The sequence below is a fragment of the Amycolatopsis sulphurea genome (genome assembly GCF_002564045.1).
Lineage (GTDB): Bacteria > Actinomycetota > Actinomycetes > Mycobacteriales > Pseudonocardiaceae > Amycolatopsis > Amycolatopsis sulphurea.
In genome coordinates, this window is sequence record NZ_PDJK01000001.1 from 269154 (window position 1) to 281697 (window position 12544).

General features: G+C 70.3%; 14 protein-coding genes. 8 read left to right on the forward strand and 6 right to left on the reverse strand.

Annotated elements, in window-relative coordinates; all coding sequences use genetic code 11:
- The first annotated feature begins 6 nt into the window (after positions 1-6).
- The 5 genes from ATK36_RS01235 (at position 7) to ATK36_RS31170 (ending at position 5285) form a co-directional block, all read left to right on the forward strand.
- Positions 7-1959 carry an acetyl/propionyl/methylcrotonyl-CoA carboxylase subunit alpha gene (locus ATK36_RS01235; RefSeq protein WP_098509446.1) on the forward strand — a complete coding sequence of 651 codons (1953 nt, stop codon included), beginning with the start codon at positions 7-9 and terminating at the stop codon, positions 1957-1959.
- Positions 1956-3122: an acyl-CoA dehydrogenase family protein gene (locus ATK36_RS01240; RefSeq protein ID WP_098509447.1), complete on the forward strand. Its 1167-nt coding sequence runs from the start codon at positions 1956-1958 to the stop codon at positions 3120-3122. The genes ATK36_RS01235 and ATK36_RS01240 overlap by 4 nt, the downstream gene beginning before the upstream one ends.
- A gap of 739 nt (positions 3123-3861) precedes the next feature.
- Positions 3862-4467, forward strand: coding sequence for a TetR/AcrR family transcriptional regulator (locus ATK36_RS01245; protein ID WP_098510248.1), 606 nt, complete (start codon positions 3862-3864; stop codon positions 4465-4467).
- 147 nt (positions 4468-4614) lie between these two features.
- A complete protein-coding gene (locus tag ATK36_RS01250; protein WP_098510249.1) occupies positions 4615-4845 on the forward strand; it encodes a hypothetical protein in 231 nt (76 codons plus the stop codon).
- 206 nt (positions 4846-5051) lie between these two features.
- On the forward strand, positions 5052-5285 hold the full coding sequence (locus ATK36_RS31170) for a hypothetical protein (RefSeq protein WP_141544334.1): 234 nt from the start codon (positions 5052-5054) through the stop codon (positions 5283-5285).
- 39 nt (positions 5286-5324) lie between these two features.
- Here ATK36_RS31170 and ATK36_RS01255 read toward each other — a convergent pair whose 3' ends face one another.
- Positions 5325-5795 (reverse strand): nucleoside deaminase, encoded by a 471-nt coding sequence (locus ATK36_RS01255; protein ID WP_098509448.1) that lies wholly within the window; start codon positions 5793-5795, stop codon positions 5325-5327.
- Positions 5796-5884: 89 nt separating this feature from the next.
- On the opposite strand from ATK36_RS01255, the gene ATK36_RS31885 reads away from it, so the two are divergent.
- Positions 5885-6847, forward strand: a complete 963-nt coding sequence (locus ATK36_RS31885) for a helix-turn-helix transcriptional regulator (RefSeq protein ID WP_098510250.1) — start codon at positions 5885-5887, stop codon at positions 6845-6847.
- Between the two features lie 2 nt (positions 6848-6849).
- Here ATK36_RS31885 and ATK36_RS01265 read toward each other — a convergent pair whose 3' ends face one another.
- The 5 genes from ATK36_RS01265 to ATK36_RS01285 all read right to left on the reverse strand — a co-directional run bounded on the left by ATK36_RS01265 (position 6850) and on the right by ATK36_RS01285 (position 10443).
- Complete coding sequence (locus tag ATK36_RS01265; protein ID WP_098509449.1) at positions 6850-7455, reverse strand: TetR/AcrR family transcriptional regulator; 606 nt, start codon at positions 7453-7455, stop codon at positions 6850-6852.
- Between the two features lie 558 nt (positions 7456-8013).
- Positions 8014-8619, reverse strand: coding sequence for a TetR/AcrR family transcriptional regulator (locus ATK36_RS01270; RefSeq protein ID WP_141544336.1), 606 nt, complete (start codon positions 8617-8619; stop codon positions 8014-8016).
- A gap of 290 nt (positions 8620-8909) precedes the next feature.
- The gene (locus tag ATK36_RS01275) at positions 8910-9398 is read right to left on the reverse strand and encodes an SRPBCC family protein (protein WP_098509451.1); all 489 of its coding nucleotides are present in this window, start codon (positions 9396-9398) and stop codon (positions 8910-8912) included.
- A 13-nt stretch (positions 9399-9411) separates the two neighbouring features.
- Complete coding sequence (locus tag ATK36_RS01280) at positions 9412-10014, reverse strand: SRPBCC domain-containing protein (protein WP_098509452.1); 603 nt, start codon at positions 10012-10014, stop codon at positions 9412-9414.
- A gap of 42 nt (positions 10015-10056) precedes the next feature.
- A complete protein-coding gene (locus tag ATK36_RS01285; RefSeq protein ID WP_098509453.1) occupies positions 10057-10443 on the reverse strand; it encodes an ArsR/SmtB family transcription factor in 387 nt (128 codons plus the stop codon).
- Between the two features lie 167 nt (positions 10444-10610).
- On the opposite strand from ATK36_RS01285, the gene ATK36_RS01290 reads away from it, so the two are divergent.
- Positions 10611-10802, forward strand: a complete 192-nt coding sequence (locus tag ATK36_RS01290) for a Z-ring associated ZapG family protein (protein WP_098509454.1) — start codon at positions 10611-10613, stop codon at positions 10800-10802.
- 192 nt (positions 10803-10994) lie between these two features.
- Positions 10995-12446, forward strand: coding sequence for an aromatic amino acid ammonia-lyase (locus ATK36_RS01295; RefSeq protein ID WP_098509455.1), 1452 nt, complete (start codon positions 10995-10997; stop codon positions 12444-12446).
- Positions 12447-12544: the final 98 nt, after the last annotated feature.

Below are 12544 nucleotides of genomic sequence, written 5' to 3' on the forward strand. Positions count from 1 at the left end.
GCCGCTGTGATCCAGAACCTGCTGGTCGCCAACCGGGGCGAGATCGCGCGCCGGGTGTTCCGCACCTGCCGGACGGCTGGAATCGGTACCGTCGCGGTGTTCTCCGACGCGGACGCGGACGCACCGCACGTGCGCGACGCCGACGTCGCGGTGCGGTTGCCCGGTGCCGCGCCCGCCGAGACCTACCTGCGTGCGGACCTGCTCGTGAAAGCCGCGGCGCACGCGGGCGCCGACGCCGTGCACCCGGGATACGGTTTTCTGTCCGAGAATGCCGCGTTCGCGCAGGCGGTGCTCGACGCCGGGCTGACCTGGATCGGTCCGCCGCCCGCCGCGATCGCGGCCATGGGCTCCAAAGTGGAGTCGAAACGGCTGATGGCCGCGGCCGGCGTGCCGGTACTGTCCGAATTGGACCCGGACGAGGTCACCGAGGACGATCTGCCGCTGCTGGTCAAGGCGTCCGCCGGGGGCGGCGGGCGCGGGATGCGCGTGGTGCGCGAGCCGGCGGAGCTGGCCGAGGCGGTACGGAGCGCGCGGGCCGAAGCAGGGTCGGCGTTCGGCGACCCCACGGTGTTCTGCGAGCGTTATCTGGAGACCGGGCGGCATATCGAGGTGCAGGTGCTCGCCGACACCCACGGCACGGTCTGGGCGGTGGGCGAGCGGGAATGTTCGCTCCAGCGGCGGCACCAGAAGGTGGTCGAGGAGGCGCCTTCCCCGTTCGTCGGGCCGCAGTTGCGGGCCGCGTTGTTCGATGCGGCCCGGAAAGCGGCGCAAGCGATCGAGTACACCGGTGCGGGCACGGTGGAATTCCTCGCCGCGCCCGACGGCCGGTTCTACTTCCTGGAGATGAACACCCGGCTTCAGGTGGAGCACCCGGTCACCGAGAACGTCACCGGCCTGGACCTGGTGGGATTGCAGCTGTCCATTGCAGACGGTGCGCGCCTCGATCCGGAACCGCCGTTGGCACAGGGACATTCCATTGAGGTCCGGTTGTACGCCGAGGACCCGGCCGCGGACTGGCAGCCGCAGAGCGGCACGCTGCACGCGTTCGACGTGCCCGATGTGGACCGTCGCTTCACCTACGGTGCGGGCCTGCGCCTGGATTCCGGTGTGGAGCCGGGCTCGGTGGTCAGCGTGCACTACGATCCGATGCTGGCCAAAGTGATCTCCTGGGCGCCGACCCGGATCGAGGCTGCCCGCCGTCTGGCCGCCGCGCTCGCGGGCGCCCGGATCCACGGTGTGGTGACCAATCGTGATCTGCTCGTCCGAGTCCTGCGGCACGAAGCTTTTCTGGCCGGTGACACCGATACGGCCTTCTTCGATCGGCACGGACTGGACACGCTGGCGCGCCCATTGGCCACAATGGACGCTCAGCGGTTGTCCGCATTGGCCGCGGCTCTCGCTGACGCTGCAGCGAACCGCGCGTCGGCGACCGTGTTGCGCGGGCTGCCCTCCGGCTGGCGCAACGTGCGGTCCGCTCCGCAACGCAAATCCTTCAGCGTCGGGGGGAATCGGTACGAGGTCGCCTATTCCTTGGCTCGGGACGGATTGCGAGCCGAGGGATACGAGGACGTGACGCTCGTGTCCGCTGAGCCGGAGCGAGTGGTACTGGATGTTTCCGGAATCCGCCGGGCGTTCACTGTGCGAAGGTGGTCCGATCAGTCCTATGTAGACTCTGCGTTGGGTTCGGTGACGCTGACCGGGCAGCCGAGGTTCGCCGATCCGGACGCGGCGCCGGCCGCGGGCTCACTGGTGGCGCCGATGCCGGGCACGGTGGTGCGGCTCGCGGTGGCCGCCGGTGACGTCGTGGCGGCGGGGGATCCGTTGCTGTGGCTCGAAGCGATGAAGATGGAACACCGGATCTCGGCACCGGCGGACGGTGTGGTCACCGCGCTCCCCGTCGAAGTCGGGCAGCAGGTCGAAGTCGGCGCAGTGCTGGCAGTGGTGGGTGAACGAGCATGAACGCGATGAATTTCGTGGAGCCCGAGGAACGCGTGGCGCTGCGCGAAGCGGTCGCCGGCCTGGCCGGCAAGTACGGGCACGAGTACTACGCCGGGAAAGCGCGGGCGGGTGAGAAGACCGACGAGCTGTGGGCCGAGGCCGGGCGGCTCGGCTACCTCGGGGTGAACCTGCCCGAGGAGTACGGCGGTGGCGGCGCCGGCATCGCCGATCTCGCCGCAGTGCTGGAGGAGTTCGCCGCCGCGGGCACCCCGATGCTGCTGATGGTCGTCTCCCCGGCCATCGTCGGCACCGTCCTGTCCCGGTTCGGCACGGCCGCGCAGAAGCGGCAATGGCTGCCCGGACTGGCTGACGGCAGCAGGAAAATCGTCTTCGCGATCACCGAACCGGACGCCGGCTCCAATTCCCACCGCATCACCACCACCGCCCGCCGCGACGGCGGCGACTGGCTGCTGACCGGCCGGAAGATCTACATCTCCGGCGTCGACGAAGCGGACGCCGTGCTCGTGGTCGGCCGCACCGAGGACGCGAAGACCGGACGGCTCAAGCCCGCGCTCTACCTCGTGCCCACCGACGCGCCGGGGTTCGAGGCCCGCCGGATCGCGATGGACATCGTCGCCCCGGAAGACCAGTTCGCGCTGTTCCTCGACGACGTCCGGCTCCCCGCCGAAGCGCTGGTGGGGGAGCAGGACGCGGCGATCGCGCAGCTGTTCGCCGGCCTCAACCCGGAACGCATCATGGGCGCCTCGTTCTCCCTCGGCCTCGCCCGCTACGCGCTGGGCAAGGCGGTCGGCTACGCGAACGAACGCGAGGTCTGGGGCACGCCGATCGGCGCGCATCAGGGACTGGCGCACCCGCTGGCCGAGGTGAAGATCGAGCTGGAACTGGCGCGGCTGATGACCCAGAAGGCTGCCTCGCTCTACGACGCCGGCGACGACCTCGGCGCCGGCGAAGCGGCCAACATGGCCAAATACGCCGCCGCCGAGGCCGCCATCCACGCGGTCGACCAGGCCGTGCAGACGCATGGCGGCCACGGCCTTGCCACCGAATACGGCCTCGGCAGCCTGGTCACCGCCGTCCGGCTGGGCCGGATCGCCCCGATCAGCCGGGAAATGGTGCTCAACTTCGTCGGGCAGCACAGCCTCGGGCTGCCGAAGTCCTACTGAGCCGGCGGTGGGGTCGATGCGGCGTCGGGTGGCGTCTTGGTCCGGATCGGTGCGGGGTTGTTCGATGGTGGGTGGGGTGGTGTCGGTGGGGCGGCGGCTGGTTCGGGTTGGGTCGAGGGCTGGTTCGGTGAGTTGCCGGGTGGTGCGCAGGTGTGAGCCGGTGCGGGGTGGTCCGGCGCTGGGCGGGGTGGTGTCGGAGGTGCGGCGGCTGGTTCGGGTTCGGCCGAGGGCTGGTTTGATGAGTTGCCCGGTGCTGCCCCGGCTCGGGCGGGTGCGGGGTCGTTCGGTGGTGGGTGGGGTGGTGTCGCCGGGGTGGTGGCCGGTTCTGTCCGGGCCGATGGCTGGATCGGTAAGGCGCTCGACAGGGGTTTGGCTTGGGTTGGTGCAGGGCTGTTCGGTGGCGGTAGGTGGGGTGGCGGCTGGTTCGGGGTTGGGCCGAGGGCCGGCTCGGTGAGGTGCTGGGTGCTGCCGTGGCGGGGCGTGGATGCGCGTCGTGGGGGGCCGGCTGTGGATGTGGGTGTCGGGCCACGAGTGATCCCCGCATACGCGCGGCCGGGTGCACTCGCTGGTTCGGTGGTCAGTCTTTCGTCGCGCTGTCCGTCTGGGGGTGCCATCCGTCCCCGGGCACCGGCTGCCGCGCGCTCAATCCTCGGGCCAGGGTCAGTACGGCCCGGCCGATCGATGTTGGCAAGGAGCCGTCCATGCACACCGTCCCCACGACCGTTCCCGGGTGGTCCTGATGCTTCGTGAGCCGCAGCAGGAGCGGAGCCGGACCACGCGACGGCGGTTGATCGAAGCGGCCATGGACTGCTTCAGCGAACAGGGCTGGCACGGGGTGACCGTCGCGGTGATCGCGGAGCGGGCGGGGGTCTCCCGGGGTGCCGCGCAGCATCACTTCCCCACGCGTGAGGCGCTGGTCATCGCGGCCGTCGACCTGCTCGGCGAGGCGCAGCTGGACGAGCTGCGCACGCGGGCGGCGGGGCTGCCGGTCGGGCCGTCGCGGATCGAGCGGGTGGTCGAGATGGTGCTGAACCTCTACACCGGCCCGATGTTCCGGGCCGCGCTGCAGCTGTGGGCGATGGCGGCCACCGACGAGCAGTTGCGGGCGGCGCTCGTGCCGCTGGAAGCGCGGGTGGGGCGGGAAGCGCACCGGGTGACGGTCGGGCTGCTCGGCGTGGACGAGACCCGCGACGGTGTGCGGGAGCTGGTACAGGCCACGCTCGACCTCGCCCGCGGGCTCGGCCTGGCCAACCTGCTGACCGACGACACCCGCCGCCGCCGGCAGATCGTCCGGGAATGGGCGGCCACCCTGGAGACCCGGCTGGGCGGAATCGGGGCGCCTTGACCACTGTGCGAAGGGCAAGGGTTACAGTGTGGTTGGTAACACATTCGGCCCAATGTCCGATAACATAGAGTAAATAGCTTGCTCAGGAAGAAGGCGATTCAGGTGCCCGGTCAGGAAGAGGCCCCCGTCGAGCTGTCCCATCGCGCGATGGCCATGCTCAAGGCCGTCGCGCAGCAGCGGGCCCAAATGTCCACCAGCTGCGAGCCCGACCTCTTCATCGACGGTTTCGCTTGCTGCGACCAGATGACCGCGCATGCCCTCGCCCGCGGCGGCTACGTCCGCCCGGCGGCCGGCGCCACCACGGCCGCGCCCGGCCTGGTTGTCGCCGAGCTGACCGAAGCGGGTGTCGCCGCGCTGTCGGTCACGGTCGCCGCCTGATCAGCTTACTATTCCTGGACTCACCCGTTTGGGCTATCAAGTGCACTGTGGGTGACGCTTGACCGGGTGGGATCTTTCCGGGTGACAGGCGCCTGCCACCCGGTGGACTTCAGCCCTGATAGCCGGCTGCGTTCTTGGTGGACACGCCCTGCTCCTCGTCGGTGTCACCGCAGCTTCCGGGCCGCCCAGAGTGCGTGTCCGAGGTGGTGGCTGCGCGTACAGCCCCGGATCACGGCGGAACCGACGATCTCGCCCGCTCGTGTCGATCGACGGGCAGCCCGCTGCGCCGGTGGACCGCCGCGTCGTCCTCGCTGGAGGGTGGCGGACTGTCCATTGTGGACTTGACCGCCACCGCCACCGCCACCGCCACCGCCACCGCCACCGCCACCGCCACTGTCGCGGCTGTCGCCACCGCTGTCGCGGCTAGAAGAAGGCTGTGAAGGGTCCCTTCACGGAATCAGAGACCGTGAAGGGCCCCTTCACGGACTTTCGTCCGGCGCGGGAGGCTCGCCGATGTCCTCCGCCCACAGGTCCGGCCGTTGCCGGATGAACGCCGTCATCAAGGCCGTGCAGGCGGGATCGTCGAGCAGGTCGACGTGCACGCCGTGGGCGGCCAGCCAGGAGTGGCCGCCGGTGAAGGTGCGGGATTCGCCGATCACCAGGTGCGGGATGCCGAACTGGCGGACCAGGCCACTGCAGTACCAGCACGGCGACAGGGTGGTCACCATGATCGTGTCGCGGTAGTGCGGGCGGCGGCCGGCGTTGCGGAACGCGGCGGTTTCGGCGTGCAGGGACGGATCGCCGTCCTGGACGCGGCGGTTGTGGCCGCGGCCGAGCAGGTGGCCGTCGCGGTCGAAGAGGGCGGCGCCGATCGGGACGCCGCCCTCCGCTCGGCCCAGTTCGGCCTCATCGCGGGCGACGGCGAGCAGCTGGTGCGGGTCGATCGGCATGCGTCACTGTCCCGGGTCGGCACCGCGGTCGGCAACCCCAGCGGGATCGAGGACCGGGGATGTCCGCATTCTCTGGCAGAGTGCTCGGCATGTACGGAACGTCCGAACGGCTGTTGCGGCTGCTCTCGCTGCTGCAGGCCCGCCGCGATTGGCCTGGCCGCGACCTCGCCGAACGGCTGGAGGTGGACGTCCGCACGATCCGCCGGGACGTCGAGCGGTTGCGCGCGCTCGGCTATCCGGTGCACGCGACCCCCGGCGTGGCGGGCGGATACCGGCTCGGGTCGGGTGCCGCGCTGCCGCCGTTGCTGCTGGACGACGACGAGGCGGTCGCGGTGGCGGTCGGGTTGCGCACGGCCGCGAACGGCACGGTGTCCGGCATCGAGGAGACGTCCGTGCGCGCGCTGGCGAAACTCGAACAGGTCCTGCCCACCAGGTTGCGGGGCCGGGTGCGGGCGATGGACGCGGCGCTGGTCCGGATGCCCGGCGGCGCCCCGGCGATCGACGCCGAGCTGCTCACCGTGGTCGCCGCCGCCTGCCGGGATCACGAGCGGCTGCGCTTCACCTACGGCACTCGCGACGGCGTGGTCGGCGAACGCGACGTCGAACCGCTGAGCCTGGTGCACACCGGCTGGCGCTGGTACCTGGTCGCCTACGACCGTGATCGCGCGGATTGGCGGACGTTCCGGCTGGACCGCATCGACGGGCTGCCGGTGCCGGGTTTCCGGTTCACGCCGCGGGAACCGCCGGCCGCGGACCTGGCCGCCTACGTGTCCGAACGCATCTCCGCCGCGCCGTACCCGCACCAGGTGACGTTGCGGGTGTCGACGTCCGCCGCGGAACTCGCCGCGCGGATCCCGCCGTCCGCCGGTGCGGTGGAACCGGTCGACGCCGCCACGTGCCGGTTGCGCACCGGCGCCAACGATCTCACCGCCATCCCGTGTTACCTCGCGCAGTGGGACTACGACTTCGTGGTGGAGGAAGCGCCGCCGGGCCTGGTGGAACGGCTGGCCCGAATCGCCGGCCGGTTCACCCGTGCCGTCGCGGAAAGCTGACGTCAGTGCGTGCCGAGCATCCGCAGCACGAGTTCGCTGTACTCCCGCCCGAGCGCTTCGGGGGTCTCCCGCACGCGGTCGCCGTACCAGCGGGCCACGTCGACGCCCAGCGAAAGTACGGCGCGCGCCGCCACGTGCTGATCCGTCACGGTGAACACGTCCGCCTGCACGCCTTGCGCGATCACCTCGCGCACCAGCTGCGCGATCCGGCGGCGCAACTTTGCGACGATCCGGTACTCCTCCTCGGGTAACGCGTTCAGCTCGTACTGCACCACGCGCGCGATGGTGTGCCGCCGGGCGTGCCAGGCGACGAAGTCCTCGACCAGCTGCCGCATCCGCTCGACCGGATCGGTGATGCGCGCGAGCACGTTCTCCACCAGCGCCAGGGTCTGCTCGTGCCCGCTGCGGCTGATCGCGAACAGCAGCGCCGCCTTCGACGGGAAGTGCACGTACAGCGCGGCCGGGCTCATCCCGGCCGCCCCCGCGATGTCCCGCGTGGTCGTGGCGTGGAACCCGTGTTTCGCGAACGACTCCACCCCGGCGAGCATGAGCCGGCGGGCGGCCTCGGGCTGCACGTCCGGCCACCACTCCGCGGAAACCGTCGTCATCCGGCGAACCTCCTCGCGCCCCGCAGGCGGCTCCCGCCGGGGTGCTGCTGATTGTAAGCGCTCGCTCAGCCGGTGGGACCGGGCTCCGCCGGGGCGGGCAGTACTTTCGGGCAGGTTCGGGTGCCCGGTCGCCGGTGATTTAGGTAAGCCTTCCCTTGTTGGCGGCCCGGTCGTCAGCTTCGCGTCGGCGAGGTCGGGCTGAGCGCTGCGCCTGTCCCGCTCTGTCCATTGTGGTCACAAGCGTGGCCGTCTGGGCGGCGTGCGGTCCTGAGTCTTTGTTGGAAGTGTTGTGCTGCAAGGACTTCGTCGGGCTGTTCGGTCATCGGTCTGGGAATGTCCTTAATGGACTTCAGGTGGGGGTCTTCCGGACAGCCTCGGTGGGTCGCCTGGTGCGGTAGCAGTCGGGATGGTTGCGGCAATACCGCTGAAGCTGTCGCGACAGTGGCGCATTCACAGTGGCGTATTCGACGCCGCCGCCGAACTGGCCAGTGTGCTTTGGCGTGTGTCCAATCCGGAAGGTCAAGAACCCGTCTCGGTGCAGGCGTCACCGGGTCACCTTCACTTCCTCGGCGGCACCCCGGCCAGGATCAGGTCGAGCCCGTGCTCGAAGAACTCGTCTCCGGTGAAGTCCGGCAGCCCGGTCCCGGGCGCAGGCGACGGTGAACGGTCGGAAGCGGAGACGACCTGGGTGTCGCGCTGCGAGTTCCGCCACGCCTGGGGATCCTCTTCCGGCAAGTTCGGCAGCGGACGCAGGAGGGCGCTGCCGATGGTGAACCGCACGAGCGTGGCGACCAGCTCCGTCGCGGCACGGTCGTCGAGTCCTCGGGCGAGCAGGAAGCCGTGCAGCTTTTCGCTGACGCGGAGGTCGCCCTGGCCGTAGTGGTCGGCGGCGAGGTGGATCCGGGCCAGTGCGGCGTGCTCGATCAGTAGTTCGTAGTACGCGTGCATGACGGCTCGGATTCCGTCGGGGCCTTCGTCTGCCACGGGCAGATCGATCTCGGCGAGCAGGCGTGTGTAAATTCCGGCGAGGACCTCGTCCTTGCTGCGGAAATAGGTGTACAGCGCCATTGGCCGCACGTCGAGTTCGTCGGCGATCCGGCGGATCGTGACGGCTTCCGTGCCTTCCTCGGCCATGATCGCCGTCGCGGCGAGGAGCACTCTCACTCGGTCGAGGGTGCCGCGGGGGGCACGCTTTCGGGGCGGGGCTGGGTGCGGCCGGCTCTCGGGCACAGTGCTCCTTCGCGCTCTTGTTCTGCACAATTACCGTACATGTACGTCAATTGTGGTGCCGGAGAGTTGATGGCCGGGGATGGGGCATTCCGGGTGTGCGGAGCTCTGCCGGAGCTGTCCGGTGGCGACGGTGCGGTACCCGACGCCGTGTTTGCGTTGGAGAGGTCTGCGCTGGAGAGCCCGCTTCGGCAACCCGCCTGCGCGACACGACATAGCGCGGCAGATCAGTTCCGCCCTTCGCGGACATTCTTCCCCTGTTCGGCGAACGCCTTGAATCCTGCATGTGCTGCGACTGCTTGCGGAAGGCGGGGCATCAGCTGCCCCATCAGCCGTATCGGCAGGCTGTCGAATCGGTATTCGCTCTCCCAGAGCGTCGTCTCCGGATCGGCTTCGGTCAGCCGATCGCGCAAGGCGCTCCACCTGCCCGCGCCGGCGATCTCCCGGTCGAAGTGAACGACGACCTCGGTGGGGATCTCGTGCAGGTCTGCCGGATTCCGGCGGGTGATCGTTTCGGTGCGCTCGATCTTGCGCTTCCCCGACTGCATCACGACCCGCGACTCGGTTCCGGGCTGCCCGTGGGTCTCGCTCACCGGCTCGTGCAGCACCACCCCGCACAGGCACTTCGGTATCTGTGCCGGGTCGGCGAGCAGCTGGGCCACCTTCTCCCGCGGCAGGGCGATCTCGATCGAGTTGGTGTCCTTCGTGGCACACATTCCTGCCGGGAAGTCAGGCCGGGTCGGGTGCGTAGAACTTGGTGGTGGCCTCGACTGCGGCCGCGACGTGCACCGGTTCGCCACCGGCGGCCAGGTGAGCCTCTCCCCAGGCCGCGGCGCTGCGCCGGATGAACTCGCGCCCTTCGGGTGACTTCGCGACCTCCTCGTGGCCGGCGGCCTCACCATCGGCCAGCAGCTGGGCCAGGCTGAGGAGATGCAGGTCCCAGCCGACGCCGCCGGCGCCGGGGCCATAGGTCGGGAAGAGGGGTTCCTCGACGACTGCCGCGTGGATGAGTTCGAATTCGGTGTCGCCGGCCGGGCCTGGGGCCAGACGCACCTGGACCTCGCTCGTCCCGGGCCACGCGTCGGCGTCCGGCCCGTAGAGCCAGGACACTGTGAGCAGACGCGGTGGCTCGCACCGGAGGATCTCGCCATGCTCGCCTCCGTCCAGCTCGAACTTCCCGCCAGGCCGCAGGTCCCCGGTGACCGGTTTCAACCAGCGACGCAGCCGCTCGGGGTTGGTCAGGGCATCCCAGACGTCGTCGATCCGCGCTGAGTATCGACGCCGCAGCTCGATGGTGTAGGCGTCGCCGGCGGGCACGCTGCCCTTGCCCATAGCCCGGCGGGCGGCGGCAGTTCGTCCAAGACGTCTTTCATGTCACATGCCTTTCGCTGAGGGATCGGTCTTGCCTGCCTCGGTGCCGGGCTTGGCGCCAGCCGTCCGAGCTGCGCGCTTGCCCCGGGCCAGCTCGGTTTCCAGCGCGTCGAGGCGTTGATCCCAGAACCGGCGAAACCGGCCGAACCATGCGTCGACCTCACGCAGCGGCGCGGGCTCGACGGCGTAGAACCGGCGAGCGCCCTCGGCCCGCACCGACGCGAACCCGCTGTCACGCAGCACGCGCAGATGCTGGGAGACACCCGGCTGGGAGAGCCCGAACTCGGCCCGGATCACGTCCGTGATCGCGCCCGAGGTCTGCTCACCGTCGGCGAGCAGCTCCAGAATGCGCCGGCGCACCGGGTCGCCGAGGATGTCGAACGCGTGCACAACCAGGACTATACCAGCCCACGCTTATATAAGGCAGTGCTGGTATTAAGTCGCACGCTCGGCATGGGTCCGTCTTCGTTGCGCATGCCGTCCGATGTGGACGCTCTCGGTCACCTGCGCGAGGGGTCGGCTGCGCGGCATGCTCCCGCCATGCCAGGCTTGAAGCCATGACACATTACGCGCTCACCCAGACGGCCGTATGGGCCGCCGACCTCGAAGCGAAGGGTTTCCTCGGCACCGTCGGCAAGATCGCGGCCGCGACGATCATCTTCTTCATCGCCATCGGCCTGATCGTGGGGCTCCTGATCGGCTTCTTCGTCGGCCGTGCGGTGGGCCGGAACCAGGGTCGTCGCGACTGACCGGCTCTCGGCCGGGCGCGCCGACGGCGGAACTGCCGTGGCTGGGCAGGGTGTCGGAAACCCAACGCGTGCAGGCCGAAAGACCCTCGGCGCTTCCGCTCGTACCAGCCACCCCGGCCGGCCGCCGCGTCCGGGCGTGCCTAGTGTCAGATCACCAGCAGCGTGCAGGAAACCTTGTCGAGTGGGGTCGTGATGACCGACAGCAGCCGAATCGAGATCAACGGCACCGGGCTCCGGTGCGCCGACGCGGTGCGGGTGGCCCGTCTCAGTGCGTGGGCCGAGCTGGCTCCGGGGGCGATGGCCAGGGCCGAGCAGAGTTACGAACTCGCCGTCGAGCTGGGTGCGAAGCGGGCGGTCTACGGCCGTACCACGGGGGTGGGCGCGAACCGGCATACCGTGGTGGATCCGGAGTCCGTGGACCAGCATGGGCTGCGGTTGCTGCGTAGTCACGCCGGCGGCACCGGTGAACCGCTGCCGGGGGACGCGGTCCGGGCGGCGATGCTCGTGCGGCTGAACCAGCTGGCGGCGGCGGGCAGCGGTGTGCACCCGCGGCTGCTGCGTGCGCTGGAGACCGCGTTGCGGGTGGGGGCTCAGCCGCTCGTGCACTCCCGGGGCGCGATCGGCACCGGGGACCTGACCGCGCTCGCGGAGATCGCGCTGACGCTGGCCGGGGAACTGCCGTGGGCGGCCGGCGCGCTCGATCCGGTCGCGATCAGCCCCGGTGACGCCCTGGCGTTCATCTCCAGCAACGCGGCGACGCTCGCGCAGGCCGTGCTGGCGTGGCACGACCTCTCACGGCTGCTGGACGCGAGCACCGTGGTCACCGCGTTGACGTTCTGCGCGCTGGGCGGTTCGGCCGAGGCCTACTCCGAACGCGTGCACCAGGCCCGGCCGCACCCGGGCGCGGTGCGGTGTGCCGCGCGGCTGCGCCGCCTGCTCACCGCCGCGGACGACCTGCCCGCCGGTCGCCGGCTGCAGGACCCGTTCGGGTTGCGGGCGTTTCCGCAGGTGCAGGGCACCGCGCTGGAGGCCGCGGCGAACGTGGAACGCGTCCTGGACATCGACCTCAACGCGGCGGCCGAGAATCCGTTCATCGACATCGAGACCGAACAGGCGTATCACCACGGGCAGTTCTCCACCGCACACGTGGCGCTCGCGTTCGACCACCTGCGCGCCGCGCTGCACCACGTCGCGGAGCTGTCGGCCGCCCGGTTGAGCGATCTCGTCGAACCGGACCTCAGCGGCCTGCCGCCGTTCCTCGCCGACGGGCCGACGGGCAGCTCCGGAATCATGATCCTCGAATACGTCGCGCACGACGCTCTCGGCACTCTGCGGCACGAAGCCTCTCCGGTCACCCTCGGCACCGCGGTGATCTCGCGCGGTCTGGAGGACCACGCGAGCTTTTCGACTCACGCCGTCCGCAGTACCGTCGCCGCGACCGCTGCGTACCGGACCGTGCTGGCTTGCGAACTCCTTGGCGCGACAAGGGCTTTGCGTCTCGCCGAGACGCCGCTTCCGGACACCCCGCTGCGCGAAGCCTTCCAGCTCGCGTCCTCGGTCCTGCCGCACACCATGGCCGATCACCCGCTCAGCACCGAAATCGGCCAGGCGGAGACCCTGCTCGGGCGGCTGGCCCTCCTGTAACCCCCCGCTACGCGCCGGGACCGTCCACCCGCGGGCTCCTGAAGGCTGTGAAGGGGCCCTTCACGGACTCAGAGTCCGTGAAGGGCCCCTTCACAGCG

Excerpts from the sequence above, each read along its gene's own strand:
- ATK36_RS01265 (WP_098509449.1), bottom strand. The coding sequence starts at position 7,455 with ATGACGACGGTTTCCGCGGAGTGGTGGCCGGACGTGCAGCCCGAGGCC.
- ATK36_RS01240 (WP_098509447.1), top strand. The coding sequence starts at position 1,956 with ATGAACGCGATGAATTTCGTGGAGCCCGAGGAACGCGTGGCGCTGCGC.
- ATK36_RS01250 (WP_098510249.1), top strand. The coding sequence starts at position 4,615 with ATGGCCATGCTCAAGGCCGTCGCGCAGCAGCGGGCCCAAATGTCCACC.
- ATK36_RS01245 (WP_098510248.1), top strand. The coding sequence starts at position 3,862 with ATGCTTCGTGAGCCGCAGCAGGAGCGGAGCCGGACCACGCGACGGCGG.
- ATK36_RS01295 (WP_098509455.1), top strand. The coding sequence starts at position 10,995 with ATGACCGACAGCAGCCGAATCGAGATCAACGGCACCGGGCTCCGGTGC.
- ATK36_RS01275 (WP_098509451.1), bottom strand. The coding sequence starts at position 9,398 with ATGTGTGCCACGAAGGACACCAACTCGATCGAGATCGCCCTGCCGCGG.
- ATK36_RS01280 (WP_098509452.1), bottom strand. The coding sequence starts at position 10,014 with ATGGGCAAGGGCAGCGTGCCCGCCGGCGACGCCTACACCATCGAGCTG.
- ATK36_RS01290 (WP_098509454.1), top strand. The coding sequence starts at position 10,611 with ATGACACATTACGCGCTCACCCAGACGGCCGTATGGGCCGCCGACCTC.
- ATK36_RS01255 (WP_098509448.1), bottom strand. The coding sequence starts at position 5,795 with ATGCCGATCGACCCGCACCAGCTGCTCGCCGTCGCCCGCGATGAGGCC.
- ATK36_RS31885 (WP_098510250.1), top strand. The coding sequence starts at position 5,885 with ATGTACGGAACGTCCGAACGGCTGTTGCGGCTGCTCTCGCTGCTGCAG.